25 protein-coding genes and 1 pseudogene are annotated in these 26,855 nt (G+C 70.9%); 13 read left to right on the forward strand and 13 right to left on the reverse strand.

The features are described 5' to 3' along the window. Positions 1-145: 145 nt before the first annotated feature. From pstA to pstS, 3 genes are all read right to left on the reverse strand, one after another. Positions 146-1,222: a phosphate ABC transporter permease PstA gene (gene pstA / locus Air01nite_RS14745; RefSeq protein WP_203702815.1), complete on the reverse strand. Its 1,077-nt coding sequence runs from the start codon at positions 1,220-1,222 to the stop codon at positions 146-148. A 70-nt stretch (positions 1,223-1,292) separates the two neighbouring features. Then, on the reverse strand, positions 1,293-2,411 hold the full coding sequence (gene pstC / locus Air01nite_RS14750) for a phosphate ABC transporter permease subunit PstC (protein WP_203702816.1): 1,119 nt from the start codon (positions 2,409-2,411) through the stop codon (positions 1,293-1,295). A gap of 54 nt (positions 2,412-2,465) precedes the next feature. Then, entirely contained in the window at positions 2,466-3,575 is a 1,110-nt protein-coding gene (pstS, locus tag Air01nite_RS14755) for a phosphate ABC transporter substrate-binding protein PstS (protein WP_203702817.1), read from the reverse strand. Between the two features lie 281 nt (positions 3,576-3,856). On the opposite strand from pstS, the gene Air01nite_RS14760 reads away from it, so the two are divergent. After that, complete coding sequence (locus tag Air01nite_RS14760; RefSeq protein WP_203702818.1) at positions 3,857-4,357, forward strand: anthrone oxygenase family protein; 501 nt, start codon at positions 3,857-3,859, stop codon at positions 4,355-4,357. Here Air01nite_RS14760 and mshD read toward each other — a convergent pair. The 3 genes from mshD to Air01nite_RS14775 all read right to left on the reverse strand — a co-directional run bounded on the left by mshD (position 4,346) and on the right by Air01nite_RS14775 (position 7,163). Beyond that, complete coding sequence (gene mshD, locus Air01nite_RS14765; RefSeq protein ID WP_203702819.1) at positions 4,346-5,275, reverse strand: mycothiol synthase; 930 nt, start codon at positions 5,273-5,275, stop codon at positions 4,346-4,348. The two genes, Air01nite_RS14760 and mshD, sit on opposite strands and share 12 nt — an antisense overlap. 17 nt (positions 5,276-5,292) lie before the next feature. Continuing rightward, positions 5,293-6,351 carry a polysaccharide deacetylase family protein gene (locus Air01nite_RS14770; protein WP_203702820.1) on the reverse strand — a complete coding sequence of 353 codons (1,059 nt, stop codon included), beginning with the start codon at positions 6,349-6,351 and terminating at the stop codon, positions 5,293-5,295. Positions 6,352-6,455: 104 nt separating this feature from the next. Next, a complete protein-coding gene (locus Air01nite_RS14775; RefSeq protein WP_203702821.1) occupies positions 6,456-7,163 on the reverse strand; it encodes a winged helix-turn-helix transcriptional regulator in 708 nt (235 codons plus the stop codon). Positions 7,164-7,395: 232 nt separating this feature from the next. Between Air01nite_RS14775 and Air01nite_RS14780 the strand changes: the two genes are divergently transcribed. The 7 genes from Air01nite_RS14780 (at position 7,396) to Air01nite_RS14805 (ending at position 13,758) form a co-directional block, all read left to right on the forward strand. Continuing rightward, on the forward strand, positions 7,396-8,298 hold the full coding sequence (locus Air01nite_RS14780) for a hypothetical protein (RefSeq protein ID WP_239090718.1): 903 nt from the start codon (positions 7,396-7,398) through the stop codon (positions 8,296-8,298). Between the two features lie 40 nt (positions 8,299-8,338). Then, the gene (locus tag Air01nite_RS14785; protein ID WP_203702824.1) at positions 8,339-9,127 is read left to right on the forward strand and encodes an LmeA family phospholipid-binding protein; all 789 of its coding nucleotides are present in this window, start codon (positions 8,339-8,341) and stop codon (positions 9,125-9,127) included. A gap of 80 nt (positions 9,128-9,207) precedes the next feature. Next, positions 9,208-9,285, forward strand: coding sequence for an Ms5788A family Cys-rich leader peptide (locus Air01nite_RS41930; RefSeq protein ID WP_322791022.1), 78 nt, complete (start codon positions 9,208-9,210; stop codon positions 9,283-9,285). Positions 9,286-9,450: 165 nt separating this feature from the next. Then, positions 9,451-10,299 (forward strand): sulfurtransferase, encoded by an 849-nt coding sequence (locus Air01nite_RS14790; RefSeq protein ID WP_203702825.1) that lies wholly within the window; start codon positions 9,451-9,453, stop codon positions 10,297-10,299. Positions 10,300-10,304: 5 nt separating this feature from the next. Beyond that, the gene (locus Air01nite_RS14795) at positions 10,305-10,619 is read left to right on the forward strand and encodes a DUF1416 domain-containing protein (RefSeq protein WP_203702977.1); all 315 of its coding nucleotides are present in this window, start codon (positions 10,305-10,307) and stop codon (positions 10,617-10,619) included. A 64-nt stretch (positions 10,620-10,683) separates the two neighbouring features. Beyond that, on the forward strand, positions 10,684-11,460 hold the full coding sequence (locus Air01nite_RS14800; protein WP_203702827.1) for a hypothetical protein: 777 nt from the start codon (positions 10,684-10,686) through the stop codon (positions 11,458-11,460). Positions 11,461-11,481: 21 nt separating this feature from the next. After that, the gene (locus Air01nite_RS14805) at positions 11,482-13,758 is read left to right on the forward strand and encodes an ATP-binding cassette domain-containing protein (protein ID WP_203702829.1); all 2,277 of its coding nucleotides are present in this window, start codon (positions 11,482-11,484) and stop codon (positions 13,756-13,758) included. On the opposite strand, the gene Air01nite_RS14810 is transcribed toward Air01nite_RS14805, so the two are convergent. Beyond that, positions 13,745-14,554: an NUDIX hydrolase gene (locus Air01nite_RS14810; protein WP_203702830.1), complete on the reverse strand. Its 810-nt coding sequence runs from the start codon at positions 14,552-14,554 to the stop codon at positions 13,745-13,747. The two genes, Air01nite_RS14805 and Air01nite_RS14810, sit on opposite strands and share 14 nt — an antisense overlap. Positions 14,555-14,596: 42 nt before the next feature. On the opposite strand from Air01nite_RS14810, the gene Air01nite_RS14815 reads away from it, so the two are divergent. Together Air01nite_RS14815 and Air01nite_RS14820 are read left to right on the forward strand one after the other, a co-directional pair. Continuing rightward, positions 14,597-15,562, forward strand: coding sequence for a Gfo/Idh/MocA family protein (locus Air01nite_RS14815; protein WP_203702832.1), 966 nt, complete (start codon positions 14,597-14,599; stop codon positions 15,560-15,562). Between the two features lie 647 nt (positions 15,563-16,209). After that, positions 16,210-16,716 (forward strand): hypothetical protein, encoded by a 507-nt coding sequence (locus tag Air01nite_RS14820; RefSeq protein ID WP_203702834.1) that lies wholly within the window; start codon positions 16,210-16,212, stop codon positions 16,714-16,716. Here the strand turns inward: Air01nite_RS14820 and Air01nite_RS14825 are convergent. The 3 genes from Air01nite_RS14825 to Air01nite_RS14835 all read right to left on the reverse strand — a co-directional run bounded on the left by Air01nite_RS14825 (position 16,713) and on the right by Air01nite_RS14835 (position 19,374). Then, complete coding sequence (locus Air01nite_RS14825) at positions 16,713-17,714, reverse strand: inorganic phosphate transporter (RefSeq protein ID WP_203702836.1); 1,002 nt, start codon at positions 17,712-17,714, stop codon at positions 16,713-16,715. The genes Air01nite_RS14820 and Air01nite_RS14825 overlap by 4 nt on opposite strands. A 4-nt stretch (positions 17,715-17,718) precedes the next feature. Further along, on the reverse strand, positions 17,719-18,345 hold the full coding sequence (locus tag Air01nite_RS14830) for a DUF47 domain-containing protein (RefSeq protein ID WP_203702839.1): 627 nt from the start codon (positions 18,343-18,345) through the stop codon (positions 17,719-17,721). Between the two features lie 150 nt (positions 18,346-18,495). Then, a complete protein-coding gene (locus Air01nite_RS14835; protein WP_203702841.1) occupies positions 18,496-19,374 on the reverse strand; it encodes a PPK2 family polyphosphate kinase in 879 nt (292 codons plus the stop codon). A gap of 77 nt (positions 19,375-19,451) precedes the next feature. On the opposite strand from Air01nite_RS14835, the gene sigJ reads away from it, so the two are divergent. After that, positions 19,452-20,420: an RNA polymerase sigma factor SigJ gene (sigJ, locus tag Air01nite_RS14840; protein ID WP_203702843.1), complete on the forward strand. Its 969-nt coding sequence runs from the start codon at positions 19,452-19,454 to the stop codon at positions 20,418-20,420. Here sigJ and Air01nite_RS14845 read toward each other — a convergent pair. Beyond that, positions 20,417-20,920, reverse strand: a complete 504-nt coding sequence (locus Air01nite_RS14845; protein WP_203702845.1) for a DUF402 domain-containing protein — start codon at positions 20,918-20,920, stop codon at positions 20,417-20,419. The genes sigJ and Air01nite_RS14845 overlap by 4 nt on opposite strands. Positions 20,921-21,021: 101 nt before the next feature. Here Air01nite_RS14845 and Air01nite_RS14850 point away from each other — a divergent pair, with 101 nt between their 5' ends. Continuing rightward, a complete protein-coding gene (locus Air01nite_RS14850; RefSeq protein WP_239090719.1) occupies positions 21,022-23,142 on the forward strand; it encodes an ATP-dependent DNA helicase in 2,121 nt (706 codons plus the stop codon). Between the two features lie 578 nt (positions 23,143-23,720). Here Air01nite_RS14850 and Air01nite_RS14855 read toward each other — a convergent pair. After that, positions 23,721-25,001, reverse strand: coding sequence for an AI-2E family transporter (locus Air01nite_RS14855; RefSeq protein WP_203702847.1), 1,281 nt, complete (start codon positions 24,999-25,001; stop codon positions 23,721-23,723). Positions 25,002-25,140: 139 nt separating this feature from the next. Here Air01nite_RS14855 and Air01nite_RS14860 point away from each other — a divergent pair, with 139 nt between their 5' ends. Beyond that, positions 25,141-25,473 carry a GroES family chaperonin gene (locus Air01nite_RS14860; RefSeq protein WP_203702849.1) on the forward strand — a complete coding sequence of 111 codons (333 nt, stop codon included), beginning with the start codon at positions 25,141-25,143 and terminating at the stop codon, positions 25,471-25,473. Here Air01nite_RS14860 and Air01nite_RS14865 read toward each other — a convergent pair. Next, positions 25,464-26,810: pseudogene (locus Air01nite_RS14865) on the reverse strand (PrsW family intramembrane metalloprotease); the annotation flags it as partial. The gene Air01nite_RS14860 and the pseudogene Air01nite_RS14865 sit on opposite strands and share 10 nt — an antisense overlap. Positions 26,811-26,855: the final 45 nt, after the last annotated feature.

The following is a 26,855-nucleotide window of genomic DNA, read 5'->3' on the forward strand; positions in this document are numbered from 1 at the left end:
GCCGCAACCCGACGGACCGATCAGCGCGGTGACCGTCTTCGGGTCCACGTGCAGGTTGATGTTGTCGATCGCCTTGAACGAACCGTAGTAGGCGGTGACCCCGGTCGCTTCGACACGCTTGGCCATTTGTCAGTCCTTCAGGTTGCTAGCGAGGGATGCGGTTGCGGCGGGCGAGCAGCTTGGCCGCGATCGTGAGGATGAGGACGAGTGCCACCAGGGTGAGCGCCCCGGTCCAGGCCCGTGCGGGCGCGAAGCGCGAGGCGTCGCCGGCCTGCTGGAAGACGAACAGCGACAGCGAACCCTGCTGCCCGGTGAAGGGGTTGAAGTTGATCGCCGCACTGCCGCCGGCGACCAACAGCACCGGAGCGGTCTCGCCGGCCGCGCGGGCGATCGACAGCATGATGCCGGTGACGATGCCCGGCAGGGCGGTCGGGATGACGATCTTCAGGATCGTCTTCCACTTGGGTACGCCCAGCGCGTAGGAGCCTTCCCGCAGCGGTGCCGGCACCAGGCGCAGCATCTCCTCGGTCGATCGCACGATCGTCGGCAACATCAGCACGCTCAGCGCCAACGCCGCCGCGAAGCCCGAGAACGCCGGTGCGCCGTTGTTGAACCACGGCGAGACGATCAGCACCCAGAACGCCAGCACGAACAGGCCGGCCACGATCGACGGGATGCCGGTCATGACGTCGACGAAGAACCGGATCAGGAAGGTGAACCGGCCGCGGCCGTACTCGACGATGTAGATCGCGCCGAGCACACCCAGCGGGATCGTGATCAGGGCGGCGATGCCGACCTGCTCCAGCGTGCCGATGATCGCGTGGTAGGCGCCGCCGTTGGGGTCGCGGGCGCCGATGTTGTTCATCGACGAGTTGAAGAAGTCGCCGTCGAACCGCTCCATGCCCTTGGAGATCAGCGTCCAGGTCACCGACGCGAGCGGCAGCACCGCGAGCACGAAGGCCGAGTGGATCAGGGCGCTCCACGTGCGGTTGCGCGCGGACCGGCTGCCCTCGACGGCGCGGACCGCGAAGTAGACGCCGACCATGTAGAGGACGAGGCCGATGACCAGGGTGAGCACCCAGCCACCGAGGCCGGTGCCGTAGCAGATCGCGGCCGAGACGCCGAGCGCGACGACGGCGATGCCGAGGAACGCGACGGCCGGCAGCCGCTTGGTGTGCAACGTCGGATTCTGCCCGGGAGCGGGCAACGTTGTCGTGCTCATACCCGAGCCTCCCTACGGTCGGCGCGGGATGAGCACCGGTGACTGAGCTGGCTGCGCTCGCTTCGCTCGCTCATGCGGCGGACTCCGTGAACTCGCGACGCCGGTAGATGATCGCGCGGGCGATCATGTTGACGATGAGCGTGATCGTGAACAGCACCAGGCCGGAGGCGATCAGTGCGCCGCGACCGATCTCGCCGGCCTCACCGAAGCCGTTGGCGATGTTGGCGGCGATCGAGTTGCCGCCGTTCTCGATGACGTTGAGCGAGATCACGTTGAGGAAGCCGAGCGTCATCGCGAGCGCGATGGTCTCGCCGAGCGCGCGGCCGAGGCCGAGCATCACCGAGGCGATCACACCGGGCCGCCCGTAGGGCAGCACCGCGGTGCGGATCATCTCCCACTTGGTCGCGCCGAGCGCCAGGGCCGCCTCTTCGTTGGCGGTCGGCGTCTGCATGAACACCTCGCGGGACAGCGAGGTGATGATCGGCAGCACCATGATGGCCAGCACCAGGCCGCCGAGGAGCAGCGACCGGCCGAACGGCGCCTCGCCGTTGAAGAACGGCAGCCACGAGAAGTATTTGTTGAGCCAGACCGACAGGTCCCGGACCGGGTCGATGAAGACCATCAGGCCCCACAGGCCGTAGACCACACTCGGGACGGCGGCCAGCAGGTCGATCAGGAAGCCGAGGACGGTCGCGATCCGCTTGTTGGCGTAGTGCGAGAGGTAGAGCGCGATGCCCAGCGCGATCGGCACGGCCACGAGCAGCGCGATGACCGCGCTGACCACGGTGCCCCAGGCGAGCGCCGCGATGCCGAACCGGGCCGGCGTCTCGTTGGCGAACCACTCCTTGGTCGTCAGGAAGTTGGCGTCGTTGGCCTGAAGCGCGGGGATCGCCTTCGCGACCAGGAAGATCGTGATCGCGACGATGATGACCAGCACCATCGTGCCCGCGGCGAGGGTGAGACCGCGGAACGCGTTCTCGGCCCCGAAGCCCTTGCGGCGCGGCAGTGACCCGCCACCGCCCAGCCCACCACCGGTGTGGCGGAGATCCGGCGGCACCGGAGCGTCGCCGCCCGACCGCCCGTCGAGAACGCCGGTCGACGCCGTTGCACCGGCGGGCCGGGCGTGACTGTTGGTCACGCCCGGCCCCCCGGTGCTGACGTCGGCCGAGCGGGAGTGCCTGTCGGCCATCTGCTCGCTCGTTTCGTCTTCGGTTCGGTTGAGGTTCCTAGCCGCCTATGTCGCTCAGGCGAGGTTCTTGATCGAGGCCTGGACCTTGGTCTGCACCTCGGTCGGCAGCGGCGCGTAGCCCAGCTCGGTCAGCGAGCCCTGGCCCTCGGCGCTGGCGGCGTAGCTCAGGAAGCCCTTGACCAGCGCGAGCTTGTCGGCCGGGGTGCCCTTGCTGCAGACGATCTCGTAGGTGACCAGGACGATCGGGTAGGCACCCGCGGCCTTGGTCGCGTAGTCGATCTTCATCTTCAGGTCGTCGCCGGTGCCGGTGACCTCGGCGCCCGCGATGGTCTTGCCGGCCGCCTCGGCGGTCAGCTCGGTGAACTCACCGGCGCCGTTCGCGATCTTGGCCTTGGACAGGCCACCGTTCTCCGCGTACGACCACTCCATGTAGCCGATCGAGCCCTCGGCGCCCTTGACCGACGTGGCAACGCCGTCAGAGCCCTTGGAACCGGTGCCGCCCGGGGCCTTCCACGCCTTGCCCTTGCCGAAGGTCCAGTCGGCCGCGGCGACGGTGCTCAGGTAGTTGGTGAAGTTGTCGGTCGTGCCCGACTCGTCCGACCGGTGCACGGTCTGGATGTTGGTCGACGGGAGCGTCGCGCTCGAGTTGTCGGCCTTGATCGCCGGGTCGTCCCACTTCTTGATGGTGCCCGCGAAGATCTTCGCCAGGGTCTCCGGCTTGAGCTGCAGGCCGTCGACGCCGGGCAGGTTGTAGGCGACCGCCACCGGGCCGATCACCATGGGGAGGTGGATCGCCGGGCCGGTGCCGCACCGGGCGTCGGCCTTCGGCTGCTCCTCTTCCTTGAGCGCCGAGTCCGAACCCGCGAAGTCCGCCGTCTTGGCGATGAACGACTGGATGCCCGCGCCCGAGCCGTTGGGCTCGTAGTTGATGGTCGTGCCGGTGCAGAGCTGCTGGTAGGCCTTGCGCCACTCGTCAACGGCGTTCTTCTGCGCGGACGAGCCGAACGCGTTGAGCGTGCCCGTAGCGCAGTCGGCCGCCGCGGTGGAGGCGCCGCCACTCGCCGACGGCGAGCTGGGCGCCTCGTTGTCCGAGCCGCAAGCGCTGAGCGCGAGAGCGGCGGTCAGCGCGAGGCAGGCGATGGTGCCGTGCCGCTGGAGCTTCACCTGAGGGATATCCCTTCGAAACGGGGTTTCTTCGGTAGGGTCCCGAGGACTGGATGCCCCCGGGCTGAACCGACGCGTAGCCGGCTACCAGGCAAGTTAAGAGGGGTAGGTAGCCGACTCCCCGGGCCCGAGTGAACTGAGGGTGAACAGCTTCGCCCATCGAGGTGGCTACATGCTGAGCCATGGATGTCGATTCCGTTAACCGGTCGCAGACGACCGCGTATGCGCCTGAGCGTGTCAGCGATGGTCACGGCGGGTAGACGGCCAAGAGACTGTTCTCTATGACTGACGTGCTGACCGTACGTGGCGGTTTCCTCGCGCTGGCGGCGCTGGCCACCGGCCTGGCCGCCGGGCTCTTCTACACGTTCGACGTCGCGGTGATGCGCGGCCTCGCGAGCACGGACGACCGTACCTTCGTCACCGCCATGCGCCAGATCAACATCAAGATTCTCAACGGCCTGTTCGCGTTCTCGTTCGGGGGCGCGCTGGTCTTCACGCTGATCGCGCTGGGCCTGAACCGCGAGGGACCGACCGTGTGGTGGATCGTCGCCGCGGCCGTCCTCTACGCGGTGCAGCTCGGCATCACGTTCCGGGTCAACGTGCCGCTCAACGACGCGCTGGTGGCCGACGGGGATCCGGCGAAGATGACCGACCCACATCGGGTACGCACGGCGTTCGAGGCGAAGTGGGTGCGCTGGAACCACGTGCGCACGTGGCTGTGCCTGGCGGCGTTCCTCAGCCTGCTCGGCGCGCTGGCCGAGTACGGCCGGTCACTCCCATGACCGCCGGTAGCTCACGTCCGTCGACCACACGGCGAAACCCAGCCCTGTGTAGAGCCGCACCGCGGGCGTGTTGGACTCGTCGACGTAGAGCATCGCCTGGTCCAGCCCGGCCCCGCGCAGGTGGCGCAGCCCGGCCACGGTCAGCGCGGCGCCCAGCCCGCGACCGTGCGCGTCCGGGTCCACCCCGACCACGTAGACCTCGCCGATCGGGTCGTGCTGGTGGCCACCCTCACCGTGCACCTTGGTCCAGTGGAAGCCGAGCATCGCGCCGGTGTCCGCGTCGACCGCCAGCAGGAAGCCGGCCGGGTCGAACCACGGCTCCGCCATCCGGATCCGCAGGTCGTCGATGGTCCACCGGCCCTGGTCGGGGTGGTGGGCGAAGGCGCGGGCGTTGACGCGTACCCACTCCTGCTCGTCGCGGCCCGGCTCGAAGGCGCGCAGGGTGACCCCCGGCGGCAGCTCCCGCTCGGGCAGCGGTGCGAACAGCGACCGGCGCATCTGGAACAGCACCCGGGCCCGGGTGAAACCGAGCTCGACCCCCAGCGCGCCGGCCGACGGGTGGTCGCCGTGCGCCCACAGGCGCAAGGACCGCAGGCCCGCCTCCTCGGTGGCCGAGATGGCGGCGTCGACCAGGGCCCGCCCGAGACCGTGCCGGCGATGTGCGGGGTGCACGACCAGCTCGGCGGCCGCGCCCTCGACCGCGTCGGTGGTGTCGACGTGCGCGTAGCCGGCCAGCGTGCCGTCAGGCTCGCGGACCAGCAGGTGGACGGCCGCCTGCTCGCCGCCGCGCCGGATGTGCAGCACGACGTGCTCCGAGAACGGGTAGGTGCCGTCGGTGTCACCGGCCTGCGCGGCCAGGTCGAGCACCGCCGCGACGTCGTCGTCCGACAGGTGCGCGAGCCGGATCACGTTGGTCACGTGATCACGTTAGCCCCCTATTTCTGACCACCGTGGATGGGCAGGTCCCGGCCGTGCAGCTTGGGTGGGTCGATGCCGGGCGGCAGGGCGGCGAGGGCGAACTGTTCCTCCAGCTTGGGCAGCATGTCCTTGAGCGCGTCCACGGTGTTCTCCCGCTTGCCGCCGGCGTCGTGCATCAGCACGATCGAGCCCAGGGCGGTGTCCGTGGTGAGCACCTTCTCGACGGCAGCCGCACCCGGCGTGGTCCAGTCCTGGGTGTCCACCGTCCAGTGCAGCGACGACATGCCCAGCTCCTTGGCCACGTCGACGGCCGCCTGCGTCCAGGCGCCGCCCGGGTGCCGGAAGTAGGAGATCTTGGCGTCGGGCACCGCGGCGTGGATGGCGTCGTTCGTCTTCACCATGTCGGCCCTGATCACGGCCTTGCTCTTCGTGCCCAGCGTGACGTCGTGGTTCCAGGTGTGGTTGCAGAGCGTGTGTCCCTGGTCGACGATCTCCCGCACGAGCTCCGGGAACTGCACGACCATCTCGCCGACGAGGCAGAACGTCGCCTTGACGTTGTACTCGTCGAGCAGCGCGAGCACCTCGGGCGTGTACGTCGGGTCCGGGCCGTCATCGAACGTCAGTGCCACCTGGACGGTGCCGGTGGTGGTCCGGCTACCGAACGGGCCGGCCGTGTCGGGCATCAGCGGCGGCTTGCCCGGCCCGACCACGACTGACTGGTTGAACGACGCCGGCAGCGGTGGTCCGGCCGCCACGCCCTGCTTCTGCGGTCCCGCGCCGCCCTGCGGTGCATCGGTGGCGGTCGGCGCGGAGTCGCCCGGCCGCGCCGGGTTGCGGGCGGCCGACTGCGTCGCGCGGGCGCGGCTCGACGGGGACGCCGGCGAGCCGGTGCGCTCGTCGCCACGGTGCCGGGCGCCGCGCACGGCGTCGCTGTCGTAGCTTTGTGCGGCCGACGTGTCGCGCTCGCGCTCGTGCTCCTGGTTGGACGCGTTGCCGACCAGGTAGGAGCTGCCGAGGATCGCCGAGACGATGACCGTGACGATCGCGATGGTCCTGGTTGTGGGTCCGATCTTCACATTGGCTAGCGTATGGATTTTTCGTGTTTAATGTAGCCAAACCAGGACAAACGACGAAGGCCACCCCGAAGTTACGGGGTGGCCTTCCTTGCGATTGCCGAACGTCAGACCGGCAGCAGCTCGTTGTCGGGCAGCGACCGCGTCGGCGGCACGACGAACTTGTAGCCGACCTGGCGGACCGTGCCGATCATCGACTCGTATTCGGAGCCGAGCTTGGCCCGCAGCCGCCGCACGTGCACGTCGACCGTGCGCGTGCCGCCGAAGTAGTCGTAGCCCCAGACCTCGCGCAGCAGCTGGTCGCGGGTGAACACCCGGCCGGGGTGCTGGGCGAGGAACTTGAGCAGCTCGAACTCCTTGTAGGTCAGGTCGAGCGGGCGGCCCTTGAGCTTGGCCGCGTAGGTGTCGGGGTCGATCGTCAGCTCGCCGGCCCGGATCAGCCCGTTGGCCGCGTTGGTGGCGTTGGTCAACCGGCCGACCGCCAGCCGCAGCCGGGCCTCGACTTCGGCCGGGCCGGCGCTGGCCAGGATCACGTCGTCGACACCCCAGTCGGCGTTGAGCGCGATCAGCCCGGCCTCGGTGACCACGGCGATCAGCGGGACGCCGAGCCCGGTCGCGTGCAGCATCCGGCAGGTGGCCCGGGCCTCGGACAGCTCCGAGCGGGCGTCGACCAGGACGGCGTCGGGGCTCGGGCCGCTGACCAGCGTGCGGACGTCGCGAGGCGCGGTGCGGACCGAGTGCGGGAGCAGGTCGAGCGCGGACAACACGCTCGACGGCTCGCCGGCGCGGGCGGTCACCAGTAGCAGGATCTCCACGCGTCAGTCACCTCCGTCGATTGCGGCGCGGGGGCCGCGGCGGGGACCCGGCTTCGCTGACGGGGTGGTGCCAGCCTCGCTCAGCCGTGTTACGCCTGCGTAAACGCCCTCCGCGAGTCGAAATGAGCTTAACCGATGAGAGTGCCGTAACCACCCCGTGGCCGTGCGTTCATTCGGGGCACCGGGACGCCGCCGGAAGCACGGCTTGGGCCGGTCTGGCACGATCGGAGCCGTGTTTCCCTCAGGCTCCCCGGAGGCAGCGCTCGGCGCCGACCCCACCGACGACGACGATCTCGACGAGATAGAGATCACGCCGGTACGGCCGGCGCTGTCGATCGCCATCGCGGCGTTCGCGGGTCTGGTCGGCATCGGGTTGATCTTCGGCGCCCAGACGTCCAGCCCGGGCGCGCGGGGATCGTTCGCCCTCGTGCTGGCCGGCGTCCAGGTGCTCTACGTGCTCGCCTGGCTGATGGCCACCCGCCCGCCGGTGCCGCTCGTGATCGGCGGCATCTGCCTGGTCGCCGCCGGCTGGAGCGACCTGCACGCGGTGGGCTCCGCCGAGCCCGGGGTCGGGACACTCGCCTTCATCGCGGTGGCCGGCACCGCGGCCGCGGTGATCGCCCAGGCGATCCGCCCCGCCGACCGGCGCCGGATCAGCGAGTCGCTGCGGGCGACCCTGCTGCTGGTGGTCGGCGTGGTCGCGATCGCCTCGCTGATCATGCTGAGCCGCAAACCGCTGGGCACCCAGGTGATCTTCCTGGCAGTCACGGCGAGCGCGGTCGCGCTGATGGTCGCCCGGCTGGTCGACGCGGTCTATCCGAAGCCGCGGCTGGCGCCCCAGGTGCCCCGCGGCGCGAGCGGCGTGATCTTCGGAGCGATGGTCGGCACGCTGCTCAGCGCCGTCCTCGGCTCCTTCCTCTACTCCTTCAGCCCCAGCAGCGCGGCGATGGTCGGCCTGGTCACCGCCGTGGCCGCGGTGCTGGCCGACCTGGCCGCCGACTACGCCGAGGCCGGCCGGCAGATGGCCGGCGACCCGCCGACGCTGTGGGTCGCCCGGCACATGCAAGGTCCGCTCGGCGGCTTCGCGCTGGCGGCTCCCGCGGCGTACGTGATGACGGTCCTGTTCCTGACTTGACCCGGCTGGGTAAGGAGGAAGCTGACAACGAGGAGGAACGGTGACGACCACCTACTACGCGGAGGAAACCCGCCCAGCCCGCCGCCGCGGTCGGCGCGTGCTGATCACGCTGCTGGTGCTGCTGGTCGTGCTCGGCGGCGTCCTGGTCGCGGGCGACCGGGTGGCCGCCAACTTCGCCGAGAAGAAGATCGCCGAGCAGGTCAGCCAGCAGGTCGCCGCACAGAAGGTGCAGTCGGGCCCGCCAGAGGTGTCCGTCGGCGGCTTCCCGTTCCTCACCCAGGTCGTGGCCGGCGAGTACGAGAAGATCACGATCGGCCTGCCGGACGTCAAGGGCGACGTCGAGGGCAACACGGTGAGCCTGCCGCGGCTCGACCTGGTGGCGCACAACGTGGTCGCCTCGATCGACACGTTGCGCAGCGGCCAGGGCGACATCGTCGCCAAGACCGTCGACGGCAGCACGACCATCGGCTACGACGAGGTCGCCAAGCTGATCAACCAGCCGGACATCGAGCTCAGCGAGCGCGAGGGCAAGCTGTGGGTCACCGCCCCGGTCCAGATCCCCCTGGTCAACCAGACCTTCACGGTCCGCGGTGCGGCGGAGTTGTCGGTCGAGGGCCGGCAGATCCGGATCCAGCTCAAGGAGGCCACCGCCGACGGGCTGCCCGCGGTGCCGCTGGCCCAGCAGGTCGTCGAAAACTTCATCAAGAACACCTCGATCGCCTTCGATCTGCCGGTGCTGCCTTTCAAGATGGAGCTCAAGCAGGTCAGCCCCACCGCCGACGGGCTCGCCGTCACCGCGACCGCCACCGAGGTGCCGCTCAACGGGTGACCCGGCTCACCGCGCCCACCCCTCCCGGATGGTGGTCAGCTCGGTGACCACGCCTTGCACTGCTGGTAGCCTCTTCACCCATGGGGACGCTCCTCACCAAACGGCGCGCGGTCGACCTGTGCCGCGTGGCCACCTGCCTGTGTTGCCCCGTCATCTGACGGCGGCAAGCTGAGGTCTGTCCCACCTATCTCCTTCCCGGCAGTGCCGCCGTCGCTCGTACCCGTGATCCCTAGTCCCTGGGTCGCGCGCGTGGAGCGGCGATATCAACATCCCCCGCGCGCGTTGGCTCACCACCACCTCCGTACACACACAGGAGTGAACTGATGAGTCGCGACACCGCACTCGTTTCGGCCGACTGGGCCGAGAAGAACCTCGGCGCCCCTGGCGTGGTCTTCGTCGAGGTCGACGAGGACACCAACGCCTACGACGGCGGCCACCTGCCCGGCGCGATCAAGCTGGACTGGAAGACCGACCTCCAGGACCCGGTGCGCCGGGACTTCGTCAACAAGGAGCAGTTCGAGGCACTGCTGTCGGCCCGCGGCATCGGCAACGACGACACCGTGGTGCTCTACGGCGGCAACAACAACTGGTTCGCCGCGTACGCGTACTGGTACTTCAAGCTCTACGGCCACGGCGACGTCAAGCTGCTCGACGGTGGCCGCAAGAAGTGGGAGCTGGACGCGCGCCCGCTGGTCAAGGACGTGCCGAGCCGCGAGCAGACCAGCTACTCGGCGCAGGAGCCCGACACCTCGATCCGCGCGTTCCGCGACGAGGTCGTCAAGGCGATCGGCGCGCAGAACCTGGTCGACGTCCGCTCGCCCGACGAGTACGCCGGCCGCCTGCTGGCACCGGCCCACCTCCCGCAGGAGCAGGCGCAGCGGGCCGGGCACATCCCGACCGCGGTGTCCGTGCCGTGGTCCAAGGCGGCCAACGAGGACGGCACGTTCAAGTCCGACGACGAGCTGCGCGCGATCTACGCGGCCGCCGGGCTCGACGAGGGCAAGGACACGATCGCCTACTGCCGGATCGGCGAGCGCTCCTCGCACACCTGGTTCGTGCTCAAGGAGCTGCTCGGCCACTCCAGCGTGAAGAACTACGACGGCTCCTGGACCGAGTACGGCTCCCTCGTCGGCGTGCCGGTCGCGCTCGGCGACGAGCCGGGGAAGGCGTGACCACGATGACTGTCGACCAGAGTTGCGCCGCTCCGGACCAGGCCGCACCGCTGCCCGCCAGCGTCGACCTGGAGAAGGAGACGGTGATAACCGGCACCGTGACGGCCACCGACGGCACCGTCGTCGGCGGCGCCTACGTGCGGCTGCTCGACGCGACCGGTGAGTTCGCCGCCGAGGTGGTCACCTCACCGGCCGGCCAGTTCCGGTTCTTCGCCGCGCCCGGCACCTGGACGCTGCGCGCCCTGTCCCGGCACGGCAACGGCGACACGACCGTCACGGCGGTCCGTGGCATCACCGAGACCGGCGTACGCGTCGGCTGACCCACACCTGAACACGACGGCGCCCCGGTCACCGGCCGGGGCGCCGTCGTGTCACCATGGCCCGGTGACCGCGACGCGCCGACGACTCTGGGTGGTCGCCGGCCTGGCGACCTGGGCCCTCGTGCTCGGCGCTCTCGCCGTGCTCTCGCACCGCACCGACGAGCCGACGGTCCGCGAGCAGCGCACCCTGACGCAGGCGCTGCGGGTGGTCAAGGAGTCGGTCGGCCACACGGTCAGCCAGGCCGGCGCCGACACCGTGCCGGTGATCTCGCCGCTGTCGATCGACACGGGCTGCCGGATCACGCCGATGCGCTCGGGGGCGACCGCGACGGGCGTGGTGCGCTTCTTCACCAGCGACCCCGACCTGCTCCGCCGGCTCGCCGACGGCTATCCCTCGGCCTACCAGGCCACGGTCAGCACCGACGGTCGCACGATGCGGGCCGACGCCGGCGAGTTCGTCGCGGTGCGCGGCAAGCTGGTCGCGCCGGGCGAGGTGCAGGTGACCGCGACGACCGGCTGCCGCCCGGCCGACGCCGAGATCCAGTACCCGCCGCCGGACACGACGGTGGAGCCCGTCCGGATCCTCACAGCCCTCGGTGCGACGTCCGTCGAGCCCGCGCTGACCGGGGTCGCGCGATGCCCGGCCGGCGGCCCCGCGAGCACGGTCTCGGCGTCCGGCCGCATCACGGCCCCGCCGGCCGACGCGGGCACCCTCGACCAGGGCCGCCAGGTCCTCGCGAACGACAAGGTGTACGCGTACCGGCGCGGCGCCGACGAGGCCGTGGCCGTGGTGCCGACCGGCGAGCACGATGTGCGGGTGTACGTCACGAAACTCTGTTGACGCGTTCCGTACAGTGTACGGGTGCTGACGGACTACATCGAGATCACCGGAGCCCGCGAAAACAACCTCAAGGACGTCACCGTCCGGATCCCGAAGCGCCAGATCACCGTGTTCACCGGTGTCTCTGGCTCAGGCAAGTCGTCACTGGTCTTCGACACGATCGCCGCGGAGGCACAGCGGCAGCTCAACGAGACGTTCACCGCGTTCGCCCGCAACTTCCTGCCCAGCTACGGCCAGCCCGACGTCGACGCCATCGAGAACCTGTCCGCCGCGATCGTCGTCGACCAGAAGCGGCTGGGCGGCAGCTCCCGCTCGACGGTCGGCACGATCACCGACATCAACCCGCTGATCCGGCTGCTCTTCTCCCGGGTGGGCCGGCCGCACGTCGGCTTCTCGAACGCGTTCTCGTTCAACGACCCGCAGGGCATGTGCCCCGAGTGCGACGGGCTCGGCCACGTCACCACCATCGACCTCGACAAGCTGGTCGACCGGTCCAGGTCGCTCAACGAGGGCGCGGTGCTGCACCCCGACTTCGCCGTCGGCGGCTGGTACCTGAGCACCTACCTCATGTCGGGCTGGTTCGACGCCGACAAGCCGCTGCGCGACTACACCGACCAGGAATGGGAGGTGTTCCTGCACGGCACGGGCAAAGTGCCGGTCGAGTGGCAGGGCGGCAAGATCAACACGACGTACGAGGGTCTGGTCGACAAGTTCACCCGGCTCTACGTCAAGAAGGACCTCGGCGCGATGTCCGAGCGCAACAAGGCGTCCCTGCTCCGCTTCGTCACGACGGGCACCTGCCCGCTGTGCAAGGGCGGCCGGCTGTCCCAAGCGGCACTGGCCGCCTCGGTCGAGGGCTACCACATCACGGACCTGCTGGCGATGGAGGCGACCGACCTGCTCGCGACCCTGGGCGAGCTGGCCGGCACGGTCGACGGTGCCGGCGGGCCGATCGTGGCGAGCCTGATCGACCGCGTGCGCAACCTGGTCACGATCGGGCTCGGCTACATCCGGCTCGACCGCGAGACGACCAGCCTCTCCGGCGGCGAGTCGCAGCGCATCAAGATGGTCCGGCACCTGAGCAGCAGCCTGATCGACATGATGTACGTCTTCGACGAGCCGAGCATCGGCCTGCACGCCCACGACGTGCAGCGGCTCAACGAACTGCTGGTCAAGCTGCGCGACAAGGGCAACACGGTGCTGGTCGTCGAGCACGACCGGGACGTGATCGCCGTCGCCGACCACGTCGTCGACCTGGGCCCGAAGGCCGGCGCGCGCGGCGGCCAGGTGGTGTTCACCGGCAGCTTCGCCGAGTTGGCCGAGGCGCCGACCCTGACCGGCCGGTTCATGAAGCACGCGCTGCCGCTCAAGGAGTCGGCGCGGACGCCGACCGGCGCGCTGACGATCCGCGGCGCGACCCGCAACAACCTCAAGAACGTCACCGTCGACATCCCGACCGGCGTGCTGACCGTCGTCACGGGCGTCGCCGGGTCCGGCAAGAGCACGCTGATCAACGAGGTGTTCCTGGGTCTCCATCCGGACGCGGTCGACATCGACCAGTCGGCGGTGGGCGCGTCGATCCGGTCCAACCCGGCCACGTACACCGGGCTCATGGACGACATCCGGCGGCTGTTCGCGAAGGCCAACGGCGTCAACGCGGGCCTGTTCAGCTTCAACTCCAAGGGCGCCTGCACCAACTGCCAGGGCCTCGGCGTGATCTACACGGACCTCGGGTTCATGGAGGGCTTCAAGTCGCCGTGCGAGATCTGCCACGGCCGGCGGTTCTCCGAGGAGGTGCTGGGCTACCAGCTGCGGGGCAAGTCGATCGCCGACGTGCTCGAGCTGACCGCGGCCGAGGCGGCGGAGTTCTTCACCGAGAAGAAGCTGCGCACGGTGCTGTCCGCGGTCAACGACGTTGGCCTCGACTACCTGCGGCTCGGCCAGCCGCTCAGCACGCTGTCCGGCGGCGAGTGCCAACGCATCAAGCTCGCCACGGAGCTGCACAAGACCGGCACGGTGTACGTGATGGACGAGCCGACCACGGGCCTGCACATGTCCGACATCCAGCACCTGCTGGAGATCGTCGACCGGCTGGTCAACCAGGGCAACTCGGTGGTCGTGATCGAGCACAACCTCGACGTCATCAAGAACGCCGACTGGATCGTCGACCTGGGCCCCGAGGGCGGCACCAAGGGCGGCGAGGTGCTGTTCACCGGGCCACCGGCCGCACTGGTGAAGGCCGACACCTACACGGCGGAGGCGGTGCGGCGGGACCTGGCGGCGTTCAGCCGTACCTGAACCGCGGCTCGCCCGTGAGGTCCAGCGTCGGTGTCACGGCGGCGGCCGGCTCGCGCCGCGCCGCCGCCGCGAACACCGCCGGGATGTCGGCACACTCGGCGACCTGCTTCAACGTCATGATCGTCGGCGGCAACATGGCGACCTCGCCGCGCTCGGCCCGCTCGACGGCGTCGGCGGGCCGGATCCACATCGTGTGGTCGGCCTCGCCGGAAACGTCGCGGGTGACCTGCCCACCGGGCAGCGCGGCGACGAAGAAGTAGGTGTCGAACCGCCGCGGCTCGAACTCCGGGGTGATCCACCGGCTCCACGGCGCCAACAGATCGGCCCGCAACGTCAGCGCGCGCTGCTCGAGCAGGTCGGCGAAGGACAGCTCGCGGGCGACCAGCGCGCGCCGGGCGGCTTCCCAGTCGTCACCGCTGACGTCACCGACGACGGTGCCGGAGGACGGGCCGGCGAGCAGCACACCGGCCTCTTCGAAGACCTCGCGGGCGGCGGCGCAGACGATCGCCTGCGCGCGCTGGGGGTCGGTGGCCAGCCGCTCGGCCAGGCCGGTCGGGTCGGCGCCGAGGTCCTTGCGGGAGTCGGTCGGGTCGACACCGCCGCCGGGGAACGCGTAGCGCCCGCCGAACGCCATCGCGGCGACCCGGCGGATCACGTACACCTCGAAGCCGTTGCCCGCCTCCCGCAAGAGCAGCACGGTGGCGGCCAGCCGGGGCGTGACTGGCGTGCGGCCCTCGGCCGCGAACCGTCGCGCATGGTCGACGATCTCGGGTGGTGCTGCGAACTCCTCGACCACCGGCTGAGCCTATCCGCACAGGCGTGGGCTAGCGTGCCTGCCATGACGAGGTGGGGAATTCTCGCGACGGGCACGATCGCCGCCAAGTTCGCCGCCGACCTGCGCCACGCCCCGGGCGCCTCGCTGGTCGCGGTGGGTTCGCGGTCGGTCGAGGCGGCGAAGTCGTTCGCGGGCCGGTTCGACGTGCCACGCGCACACGGCTCGTGGGAGGCCCTGGCCGCGGACCCCGACGTCGACGTGATCTACGTGGCGACCCCGCACTCGGCCCACTTCGAGGCGGCGATGACCTGCCTGCGGGCGGGCAAGCCGGTGCTCTGCGAGAAGCCGGTCACGCTGGACCGCGCCAGCGCCGCGGAACTGGTCTCCACGGCCCGCTCCACCGGCGTCTTCTTCATGGAAGCGATGTGGACCAGGGTCAACCCGACGGTCCGCACGGTCCTGGACCTGATCGCCGACGGCACGATCGGCAGGGTCACGACGGTCCAGGCGGACTTCGGCATCTACGGCCCGTTCCCCCCGTCGCACCGCCTGCGCGCCCGCGAACTGGGCGGCGGCGCACTGCTGGACCTGGGCATCTACCCGGTCACGATGGCGCACCTGGTGCTCGGCGCACCGGACCACATCCGCGCGTGGGCGAAAATCGGCCCGGAGGGCACGGACGAGAACACGGGCATAGTCTTCGGCTACGACGAGTCAGCCGCGGTGGCAGCGCTGACCTGCGGCCTGGTAGGCACGACGCCGGTCGAGGCAACGATCACGGGCACGGACGGCCGCATCGAACTGCCGACGTTCTTCATGGCGGACCGCTACACACTGCACCGCCCGGGCAAGGACCCGGTCACGGTGGCCAACCCCCACCCGGGCCACGGCTACCAGTTCGAAGCGCTCGAGGTGCAACGCTGCCTCGCGGAGGGCCTCCTCGAAAGCCCGTTGGTCCCCCACGCCACCACCCTCGAGGTGATGGGCCTCCTCGACGAGATCCGCTCCCAGATCGGCGTGAACTACTAACAAGATCTATTTTCTCTCGGGTCCGCGGCGGTCCGGACCGCTCCTCCCGCGAGGGACCGCTCCGCTCGCCGGCTCCGCACCAATCCCTGCTCAACCCCGGGCTGTCACCCTGTTTCGCGCAGGCTTTGCTCTGCTTACACATACGCACCGCAGGTCAAGCGGAGTGGTGCGTGGATGGAAGCAGAGCAAGCCAAGGTCAACACCGCGCCCAGGCGGATGTGACTTTCCCGCGATACGACAAGACCGGCGCACGGGCCAGACGGGCGGCGCACCATCCGCCTTGCTCTGCTTCCACCCACGCGCCACCCCGCCGGCTCGGTTGTGCGCAACCGGCGGCAGAGCCGAACCCAAGGTCAACGCCGCCGATGGCCCGCTCGACGGGCGCCCGCCGTCCCCACCCAAACCCATGCGACTTCCTGCCGAACCAACAAGATCAGCGCACGGGCCAGACAGGCGGCGCACCACCCGCCCTGCTCTGCTTCCACCCACGCACCACCACGGCTGACCTGCGGTGCGTATGTGTAAGCAGAGCAAAGCCTGTCCGCGGGGCTGGGCCGGCGAGGTGATGGGGACTCGGGCCAAAGCGGCGCGAGCCCTCTAAAGCCCGGCGAAGATGGGGGAAAGGTCGCGTTTTCGGGGAGGCGATCATGCAGTCGCTGGTCGGGTCGTTGACCGAGGTCGAGCAAGCCCTCGTTCGGGAGACGGCGGGTGACGAGCTTGCCCTGCTCGACGAGGACGAGTTGGTCGCGCTGCATACGCGGGTGCGGCGCGCGCGGGACAAGTACGTCACGAACTACCGGCGTCAGTCGGCGTCGCGCGTGCGGGACACCGGCGGGCGCGGCAAGGCCTATCCCAAGGGCAACCGTGACCGGGACAAGGCCGAGGTGTTCGAGGAGGCGCTTGCCCGGGTCAGCCGCCGGTTGGCCGGCGCCGCCCGGGCCGCCGCGCGGGCGCTCAAGGCCGAGCGGATCGCCGAGGCCCGCGCTGCCACGTTCACGCCGCCGGCCAGCCCGCAGCGGCCCCGGCGTGGCGGGGCCGCTGCGGGCGGCGACCAGGTCGTCGACCGCGCGCCCCGCACGCCTGACCGGCTCAAGCGGCATGCCACCGCCCGCGCCGCCACCAAACGGGTGCAGTCACGCAAGGACAACCGTTAGAACATCGGGCGGACCAGGAAGTACGCCAGGGCCGCCATCGCGCCGGCGGCCGGGAACGTCAGGATCCAGGCGCCGACGATGTTGCCTGCTACGCCCCAGCGGACCGCCGACAGCTTCTTGGTCGCGCCTACGCCCATGATGGCCGACGTGATCGTGTGTGTCGTCGAGATCGGCGCGCCCAGGACCAGGGCGTTGAAGTAGAGGACGCCGCTGGCCACTGTTTCGGCGGCGAAGCCCTCCGGTGGGCCCAGGTGGATGATCCGGCGGCCCAGCGTGCGGATGATCCGCCAACCACCGGCGTACGTGCCGAGGGCCAGCACCGACGCCGACGTCCAGAACGCCCACTCCGGGATCGTGCCCGGGCTGTCCTGGTGGCCGCCCACGTACAACGCCAGCACGATGATTCCGATGGTCTTCGCCGCGTCCTGCATGCCGTGGCCCACCGACATCGCCGCCGCGGAGACCGTCTGTGCCCAGCGGAAGCCGCGGTTGAGCTTGGTCGGGTGGCCGGACCGGAAGACCCGCAGGATCAGCAGCATGGCGAGGTAGCCCAGGGCGAAGCCGACCAGCGGCGAGAGCACCATCGGGAGCACGACGCTCTCGAGGACCTTCGCCCAGAGGACCGTGCCCGATGCGGCCAGCGTCGCGCCGACCAGGCCACCGATGAGTGCGTGGGACGACGACGAGGGCAGGCCGAAGTACCACGTGATCAGGTTCCAGACGATCGCGCCGGCCACGCCGGCGAAGACCACGCCCAGGCTGCCTGCGCCGGTTGGCAGGTTGACCAGGCCGGAGCCGACCGTCTTGGCGACCTTCTCACCGAAGTGCGCGCCGATGAAGTTGCCGATGGCGGCCATCAGCAGGGCCACGCCGGGCGTGAGGGCCCGGGTCGAGACGCTGGTGGCGATCGCGTTGGCGGCGTCGTGGAAGCCGTTGGTGTAGTCGAACGCGAGCGCGACGACGATCACCGCGATAACGGCGACGAGAGCAGTGTCCAACGGGTCAGGATTCCTTGACCGCGATCGTCTGCACGGTGTTGGCGACGTGCTCGAAGGCGTCGCAGGCCGCTTCGAGCTCGTCGGCGACCTCCTTCATCTTGAGCACCGTCAGCGCGTCGTACTCGCCCGAGAAGAGCCGGACCAGCAGCATCCGGTACGACCGGTCGCCCTCGTTCTCGAGCCGGTTGCACTCGATCCAGTAGTCCTCGAGGTCCTTCATCGACTTGAGTCGGGGCATCGCGTCGGCGGTCAGCTTGGCCTGCTGGTCGAGCACGTTGACCAGCTCGTGCATCTCCCGCGGCAGCGCTGGCAGCTTCGTCAGCCCGTACAGGTAGAGCAGGTTGCCGACGGCTTCCAGGTGGTCCATCACGTCGTCGAGCAGCGAGCCGAGCCGGTAGATGTCCTCACGGTCGAACGGCGTGACGAACGTCGAGTTGATCTTCTGGTACAGCTCGTGGGTCAGCTGGTCGCTGTCGTGCTCGACCTCGGTCAGCCGCTCGCTGACCGATTGCACGTCGACACCGGGCAGCGCCAGCTCCTGCAGCAGCTCGGTGCCGCGGACGTGGTTGTCCGCCGCCCTGCTGAACAGCTCGTAGAAGGCGCCGTCGGTTGGACGGAAGGAGAACTTCACGGCACGGACCTCGTCGCGTCGAAGGGGGTGTCCGGACGCGCTGCCGGGGAACGCGTTCACCGAATGCTAAGAAACCTCAGTTCAGAACTTGCGCCGGGCTACCAAGGTCAACCCGACCGCAATCCCCCGTTCACCTTTCGTTCACCTAGATCACCCGTCCGTCTCCAATCGATGGCGCTGCGCTGTCACGTCGTAGTCCGGCTGGGGATAGGACAGCTTCAGGTCCGCGAACGTCTCGCGGAGCAGATGGGCCAGCGCCCAGTCCCGGTACCACTTGCGGTCGGCCGGCAACACGTACCAGGGCGCCTCGTCGGACGCGCACCGGGCCAGCGCCTCGGCGTACGCGGCCTGGTAGTCGTCCCACCGCCCGCGCGCGTCGAGGTCCGCGGGGTTGAACTTCCAGTGCTTGTCGGGGTTGATCAGCCGCTGCATCAGTCGATCCCGCTGCTCGTCGCGGGAGATGTGCAGCATGACCTTGACCACCGTGGTGCCGGCGCCGGCCAACCGCCGCTCGAAGTCGTTGATCTTCTTGTAGCGCGGCCGCCAGACCGACTCCGGCGCGAGCCCGTTGACGCGGACCACGAGCACGTCCTCGTAGTGCGACCGGTTGAACACGCCGACGTAGCCGGTGGGCGGCAGCGCCTTGCGGATCCGCCACAGGAAGTCGTGCCGGAGCTCGTCGGGGGTGGGCGGGCCGAACGCCGTGATCCGCAGGCCCAGCGGGTCCATCGAGCCGGCCACCCGCTTGATCGCGCCGTCCTTGCCGCCGCAGTCCATCGCCTGCAGCACCAGCAGCACCGTGCGGCCGAGTTGCGGCTCGACCGCGGCCTGGGCGAACAGCATCTCCTGCTGCGTGGCCAGCTCGGCACCGATCCGCTCGACCTCGGAGCGGGCCCACAGCTTCGGGTCGTCGCCGGTGACCTTGCGGCCGGGCAGGCCGGGTGTCGACCGGGGGTCGATCGCGCCCAAGTCGACCGGGACGTCCGGGCTGTCCGTTCCCACCCGCCACAAGCTCCGCATATCTGACATATCGGTCACTCCCCGGATCGGTGCCACAGCCGGCGACAATGCCGACGCTGGCAGAATGCCCACAAGGGGAGGTCGGCATGCAAGACCTTGCGAGCGAGTTCGAAGCCGAGCGTGACCATCTCACCGCTGTGGCGTACCGGATGCTGGGCAGTCGGGCGGAGGCCGAGGACGCGGTCCAGGAGGCCTGGCTGCGGTACGCGGGCGCGCTGGCGGACCCGGCGGCCCGGGCCGAGATCCGCGAGCTGCGCGGCTGGCTCACCACCACCACGGCCCGGATCTGCCTCGACGTGCTGCGGTCGGCCCGCGTGCGCCGCGAGGCGTACCACGGTGAATGGCTGCCGGAACCCCTGGTGAGCCGGCTGGCCGATCCGCCGGGCGCGACCGGCGGTTCTTCGCCCGACCCCGCGGAGCGGGCGGTGCGCGGCGACGAGGTCGGCATGGCGCTGATGGTGGTGCTGGAGCGGCTCACCCCGGAGCAACGGGTGGCGTTCGTGCTGCACGACGCGTTCGGTGTGCCGTTCGACGGCATCGCGACGGCGATGGGCACGACGGTGCCGGCCGCCCGCCAACTCGCCTCGCGGGCCCGCCGCGCGGTCACCGAGGGCGCGCCGCGCAACACCGCCTCACCCGCCGAGCAGCGCCGGGTCGTCGAGGCGTTCCTGGCCGCGACCGAGACCGGCGACATCGAGAAGCTGATGGCGGTGCTGGCGCCCGACGTGGTGTTCGTGGGCGACTCCGGCGGCTACTTCCCCGCCGCCCGGCGGCCGCTGGTCGGCCCCGAGCAGGTGGCCAAGTTCGTGCTCGGCCTGGTGCGGATGCTGCCGGACATGGCGGCCGACCTGCGCGCGGAGATCGTCGATGTGGACGGTGGGCTCGGCGTGCTGGTCGACGCGGTCTACAAGGACGGTCGGCCGTTCCGTTGCGTGCTCTCGTTCGCGATCGACGGCGGTCGCGTCACGGCGGCGTACAACCAACTCAACCCCGAGAAGCTGACCCGCGTGCCGGCGGCGGCGCCCGACGCGGCGGGCTGGCCACCCAGGAACTAGACGACGAGCGAGAGCCATTTCCGGTACGCGGTGGCGAACGGCTCGGTGCCGTCGCCGAGGGCCTGTAGGAGCAGCTTGGCCGCGGCCTCGGCCGAGGCGACCAGGTCGTCCGGGTAACCGAAGCGGGCGCGGTGGTCGGCGAACTCGTCCTCGTCGCGCAACTCGACCGTGCCGGTCGCCCGGCGGCGGACCACGTCGAGGTCGAGGTCGACCAGGTGCACGGTGTCGCCGCGCCAGTTGGCCGGTGTGGTGATGTCGCAGTAGACCTCGCTGGTGCGCGGCGGCGGGTTGAACATCCCGGTCCACCAGGCGTCGTGCGGCACAAGCAAGACAAACGGGATCTTCTCCACCGAAGGCCGACCGTGGTAGACGGACTCGGTGCCGGTGGTCACGCCCAGCCAGACGCCCAGGTCGTCTTCCGCCAGGCGACGAGCGGGATAGTCCCTGTGGGCGGAACCGTCATATTTGCGGTAGACCACCCGGACGATGTCGCTCGGCACGCAAACACCCTAGCCGATTCCGGGTAACCGCTCTCGCGTTGCCGGGTTAACGGCACGTGGCGCGGACGAGGTTCGTCGGGGGGTGCGGGTACGGTCGCACGGTGACCTCGACTGCGCGCACCCGACCGTCCGCCGAGGCATTGCTCAGCGCCGCGGTCGGCGCCGTTCCGGGCGGGGTCGCGCGCCCTGGTCAGCAGCAGATGACCGCCGCCATCGCGGAGAGCCTGGAGGCCCGCGAGCACCTGCTGGTGCAGGCCGGCACGGGCACCGGCAAGTCGCTGGGCTACCTCGCGCCCGCGCTGACCGTCGACGGCCCGGTGGTCGTCTCCACCGCGACGCTGGCGCTGCAGTCCCAACTGGTCGACCACGACCTGCCCCGGCTCGCCGACGCGGTCGAGCCGGTGCTCGGGCGCCGGCCGACGTTCGCCGTCCTCAAGGGACGACACCACTACCTGTGCCTGGCCCGACTCGAGAACACCGCCGAGGAGGAGCCCGAGGACGCGCTGTTCGACGCGCCCGCGGCCGCGCCGGCCGCCCCGGTGAAGTGGCTCGGCGAGGCCGGCCGCCTCGGCAAGCAGGTCCTGCGGCTGCAGGAGTGGGCGATGGAGACCGCCACCGGCGACCGCGACGAGCTCGACCCCGGCGTCGACGACCAGGCGTGGAAGCAGGTCTCGATGCCGGCCCGCGAGTGCGTCGGCGCGCAACGCTGCCCCTACGGCACCGAGTGCTTCGCCGAGGCGTCCCGGGTGCGGGCCCGCGAGGCCGACATCGTGATCACCAACCACAGCCTGCTGGCCGTCGACATGCTCGCGGGCCGGCACATCGTGCCGCCGCACAAGCTGCTCGTCGTCGACGAGGCGCACGAGCTGGCCGACCGGGTCTCGTCGGCGTCACAGGCCGAGTTGACCCCGGAGCTGGTCGACCGGGCCGCCCGCCGGGCCCGCCCGATCATCCAGCCGGAGCTGGCCGAGACCCTGCTCGAGGCCGGCGACGCGCTGGCCGTCGGGCTGGCCGAGGCGCCCGCGGGCCGCATCGTGGCCGGGCTGCCCGACGCGCTGCGCGAGGCGTGCACGCTGCTCGACGCCGCCACCCGGGGCGCGCTCGACAAGATCGGTGACATCAAGGGCGACGACCCTGATCCGGTACGCAAGCAGCAGGCCAAGGCCCTGGTCGACGACATCTCCAAGACCGCTCAGCGGCTCCTGGAGGAGGCCGACCACGACGTGGCCTGGGTCGAGAAGCCCGAGCGCCTGGGCCCTGGCCGGCGGGCGCTGGTGGTCGCGCCGCTGTCGGTGGCCGGCACGCTGGCCACCCACCTCTACGACGAGCGCACGGTGGTGGCTACCTCGGCGACGCTGGCGCTCGGCGGGCGGTTCGACACCGTCGCCCGCGCGCTCGGCCTGCCGGCGGGTGAGACGGTGCCGGCACCCCGCGGGGCCGGTGCCGCGGCGGCGCGCACCGCGGTCGCCGCCGCCGCGGCGGCCAAGACCTCGGCCCGGTCACCCAACCTGTCGGTCGCGGCCGGCGAGGTCGCCGAGCGCGGTGGCCCGGGGTGGCGGTCGCTCGACGTCGGCTCGCCGTTCGAATACGGCAAGCAGGGCATCCTCTACGTCGCCGCCCACCTGCCGCGGCCCGCCGCGTCGGGGCTGCCGGAGCAGGCCGGCGAGGAGCTGCTCACGCTGGTCGGTGCGCTGGGCGGCCGCACGCTGGGGCTGTTCTCGTCGCGCAAGGCCGCGCAGCAGGCCGCTGACCTGGTCCGGGCCCGCACCGACCTGCCGGTGCTGTTGCAGGGCGACGAGTCGCTGCCGCTGCTGGTCCGGCGCTTCCGCGAGGACAAGGCGAGCTGCCTGTTCGGCGTGATGTCGCTCTGGCAGGGCGTCGACGTGCCGGGCGATGCCTGCCAGCTCGTGGTCATCGACCGGCTCCCGTTCCCGCGCCCCGACGAGCCGTTGGCCGCCGCACGGGCGGCCGCGGTCGACGCCGGCGGCGGCTCGGGCTTCGCGGCGGTCAGCGTCCCGATCGCGGCGATCCGGCTGGCGCAGGGCGCCGGGCGCCTGATCCGCTCCCACGGCGACAAGGGCGTGGTCGCGGTCCTCGACAGCCGCCTGGAAACGGCCCGGGGCTACGGCGGCTTCCTCCGCAACTCGCTACCGCCGTTCTGGTACACGACGAAACAGGACGCCGCCGTCGGCGCCCTGAAACGCCTCGCCGCCGCGAACTGACCACCCTTGCCCCGGGCCGCCCGGCAGAGGCCCGCAGGGCCGGACCGCCCTGGACCAGCCTCGGACGCGCGGAGGGCGACCAGAAGGCGCGCACGCACGGACCGCGAGTGAAACAGGTTGACGCCGCGCCGGACGGCCGCAGCGGCGCCCTCGCGTTGCGGAGCGGCCGGCTCCGCGCCCGCGCCGACGCCTGCGGCACCGCCCGGACGGTCGCCGCCGCGCGGGCGCCCGGCGCCAAACCCGCGCCGCGCCCCCGCGCGCCTCGCACGTGCGGCCCGGCGTGCGCCGGGCGCCAAGGGGCGGGCGACCCGATCGAAGCCCTCGGCTACGTCGGGCTGCGGTTAGCGCCGCAGCGGGCCCCGCGAGCGCTTTCGTCGCGAGCCGGATGTGTAAACGGTGATCAGCGCAAAGGCCGCGCGGGCGGCGCCGAAGGTAGGCGGGCGAGCGCCGCCGTGGGTCTGTCTTGCTTATGAGTGGGCGCGACCCAGCGCGGGCCTGGCAGCGGAGCGCAGCGGAGCGGTGGCTGGCGGGAGCGACGGTCGTGCCCACCGCGGGCCCGAGCCATGGGCAAATTTTTGTCATCCCCGCGTACTGACCACCTCGACGCCGGGCGGGATGCTGGGTGGGCGGCGTTTGTTGAGGCGGCGGATCGCCGTGTTGAGGACCGCGATCAGGGGCACCGCGATCAGCGCGCCCACGATGCCCGCCAGGACGACGCCCGCGGCGATGCCGACGATCACCGCCAGCGGGTGGATGGCGACCGCGCGGCCCATGATCAGTGGCTGGAGGATGTGGCCCTCGACCTGCTGCACGCCGATCACCGCGCCCAGGATGATCAAGGCGACGATCGGGCCCTGTGCCACCAGGGCGACCAGGACCGCCACCGTGCCCGAGAGGGTGGCGCCGACGATCGGGATGAAGGCGCCCAGGAAGACCAGGGCCGCGAGCGCGAACAAGAACGGGATCCGGAAGACCACCAGGGCGATGCCGATGCCGACCGCGTCGATGAAGGCCACCAGCACCGTGGCCCGGACGTAGCTGCCCAGCGCTCCCCACGAGGCCTGGCCCGCGTCGTCCATCCGCCAGCGGGCGCCGACCGGGAACAGCCGCACGATGAAGCGCCAGATCTTGCGGCCGTCGCGCAGGAAGAAGAACGTCGAGAAGAGCACCAGCAGGGCGCCGGTGAGCACCTCGGCGACCGTGGCCGCGGTGGCCAGCGCGCCGCTGGTGAAGCGGGTCGGGCTGTCGGTCAGCCACGACTGCGCCTCGTCGACGTAGTGGTTGATCTGCGCGTCGGTCATGTGCAGCGGGCCGGTCTGCAGCCAGTTCTGGATCTGCCGGATGCCCTTGGCGGCGTCGGCGCCGAGTTGTGGCGCGCCGCTGACGAACTCGTTGACGACCAGGGTCAGCGTGCCGGCGACCGCGGCCAGGCCGCAGATCATCACCACCACGACGGCGAGCGTGCGGTGCAGGCGCGCCCGGAGCAGCCAGCCGACGGCCGGCGACAGGAGCGCGGTCAGCAGCAGGGCGATCGCCAGCGGGATGACCACGAAGCGCAGGTTGCCGATCACCCAGACCACGCCGTAGACGGCTGCCGCCAGCACCAGCAGGCGCCACGACCAGGCGGCCGAGATGCGCAGGCTGTAGGGCACGTCGGCGTCGTCGCGGCTGGTGGTCGACGGGTGCGTCGCCGGGGGCGGCGTGGGTGGCGGCGGTGGCTCGGCCTCGGGCAGGACCGGGCGGAACGGCTCGGGGGTGCGGGCCTCGACCTCACGGGCCGCCCGGGCGGCGCGCACGGAGTCGCGGCCTGTCTGATAGGCGCGCCGGAGGCTCGCCTGAACCTGCTGGAACCGACTCAAGACTCCCCCCTGACTCGTGAATCGCTCTCCCACCGTAGCGGCAACGCCACCGCGCTCTTAGCCCATCCGACCGGGATTTGCCCGGCGGGTGGTGGGCTTTGCGGGTCCTGCGCGGCCGCGCGGTAGCGTTCCCCGCGTGATGGCCGACTCTGAAACCGAGAAGCTGCCCATCCGGATGCTCCACGACCGCCTGCTCGTCCGTCTCGACGGTGCCGAGGGCGAGCGCCGCTCCACCGCCGGCATCGTGATTCCGGCGACAGCGTCGATGGGCCGCCGGCTCGCCTGGGCTACGGCGGTGGGCGTCGGCCCGCACGTCCGTTCGATCGTGACCGGCGACCGCGTGCTGTTCGACCCCGAGGACCGATCCGAGGTCGAGCTCCAGGGCCGGGAGTACGTGCTGCTGCGCGAGCGCGACGTGCACGCCGTGGCCGCTCAGCGGGTGGAGGACGACTCCACCGGGCTCTACCTGTAGGGCATCCGGGGGCCGTAGTACGGCACCGGCGGGGCCAGCACGACCGGGATCGGCACCACCGGGTCCTCGGGCGCGGGCAGGTCCCGCTGCACACCGTCGGGGAACATCACGCGATAGCGCTCACCGTCCCAGACGGCCGGCGGCACCTGTGGGTCGCGCCCCACGAACGCCTGGCGGTACGTCGACATCTCGGCCAGCAGCCGCTGCTCGTCGCGCTCGGCCCGGGCCCGGTCGGCCGGGCGGCTGTCGAGGCCGCGGTGCAGGCCGTCGCGGAGCAGCGCGAGGCGGGTCGCCGCGAACTGGAAACCGCGCATCGCCTTGACGCCCTGCGGGCCGGCCACCCGGCGGGCCCACTGGCGGGCCGAGTGCCGGCGGGCCAGGGAGCCGAGCGCCGCCACCTCGGGCGGGCTGAGCCAACCGGCCTGCACGTAGACCGGCAGCGCCCGCTCGGTGAGCCGCCCCTCCCAGCCGCGCAGCCAGATCGTCAGGCCGAGGACGCCGAAGAAGACCGGGACCATCAGCGCGATGTAGCCGTAGAGCAGGATCAGCCCCTCGCCCGTGGACGCGGCCAGCGTCGGCACGAGGTTCCAGGTGCCGTGCAGCATCATCGCGACCAGGAGGCCGGCCAGCGGGGCGCAGATCCGCACCCAGCGGTCGGCCGAGCGGGCCGCGATGCCCAGCCCGATGCCGGTCATCGAGGTGAACAGCGGGTGGGCGAAGCCGGTGAGGAAGATCCGGACGATGAAGGTCAGGATCAGCATCTGCGCGCCGACCGCGGGCCCGTATTCCTCGCGGCCGGCCGCGTAGCCGTGGCCGCCGAGGTAGAGGATGTTCTCCACCATCGCGAAGCCGACCGCCGACAACCCGCAGTAGACGATGCCGTCGGTGATGCCGGAAAACTCCCGGCGGTAGAGCACCAGGATCAGCGCCGGCCCGAGGGCCTTCATCGTCTCCTCGATGAACGGCGCCACCAGCACGGCGACGAGGCTGTCCGGGAGGCCGGCGTTGGCGAACAGGTGCGCCGCGCCGGTGTTGACCCCGTAGGACGCCAGGGTGGCGACGAACGCGCCCCAGGTGAACGCGACCGCGAGCAGCTTGGCCGGCTCGGGCTCGTAGCGGTCGAGCCAGAGGAAGCAGGCGACCAGCACGGGGACCGGCAGGATGGCCGCGGCCAGGCCGATGACGGTGGCCTGGACCCCGATGTTCCAGCCCAGCACGATCGACATGGCGATCGCGCAGAGGGCGATGAAGCCGATGACGCCGAACAGCACCAGCACCCGCCAGCCGCGCCCACGCTCCTCGGGCACAGCGGCGATCATGGGCTGCGTCATGGGGACAGGGTACCGACGGCGACCACGTCACCGTCGATCATGAGCACAACA

It is taken from the genome of Asanoa iriomotensis (genome assembly GCF_016862515.1).
In the GTDB taxonomy this organism is placed as follows: Bacteria; Actinomycetota; Actinomycetes; order Mycobacteriales; family Micromonosporaceae; genus Asanoa; species Asanoa iriomotensis.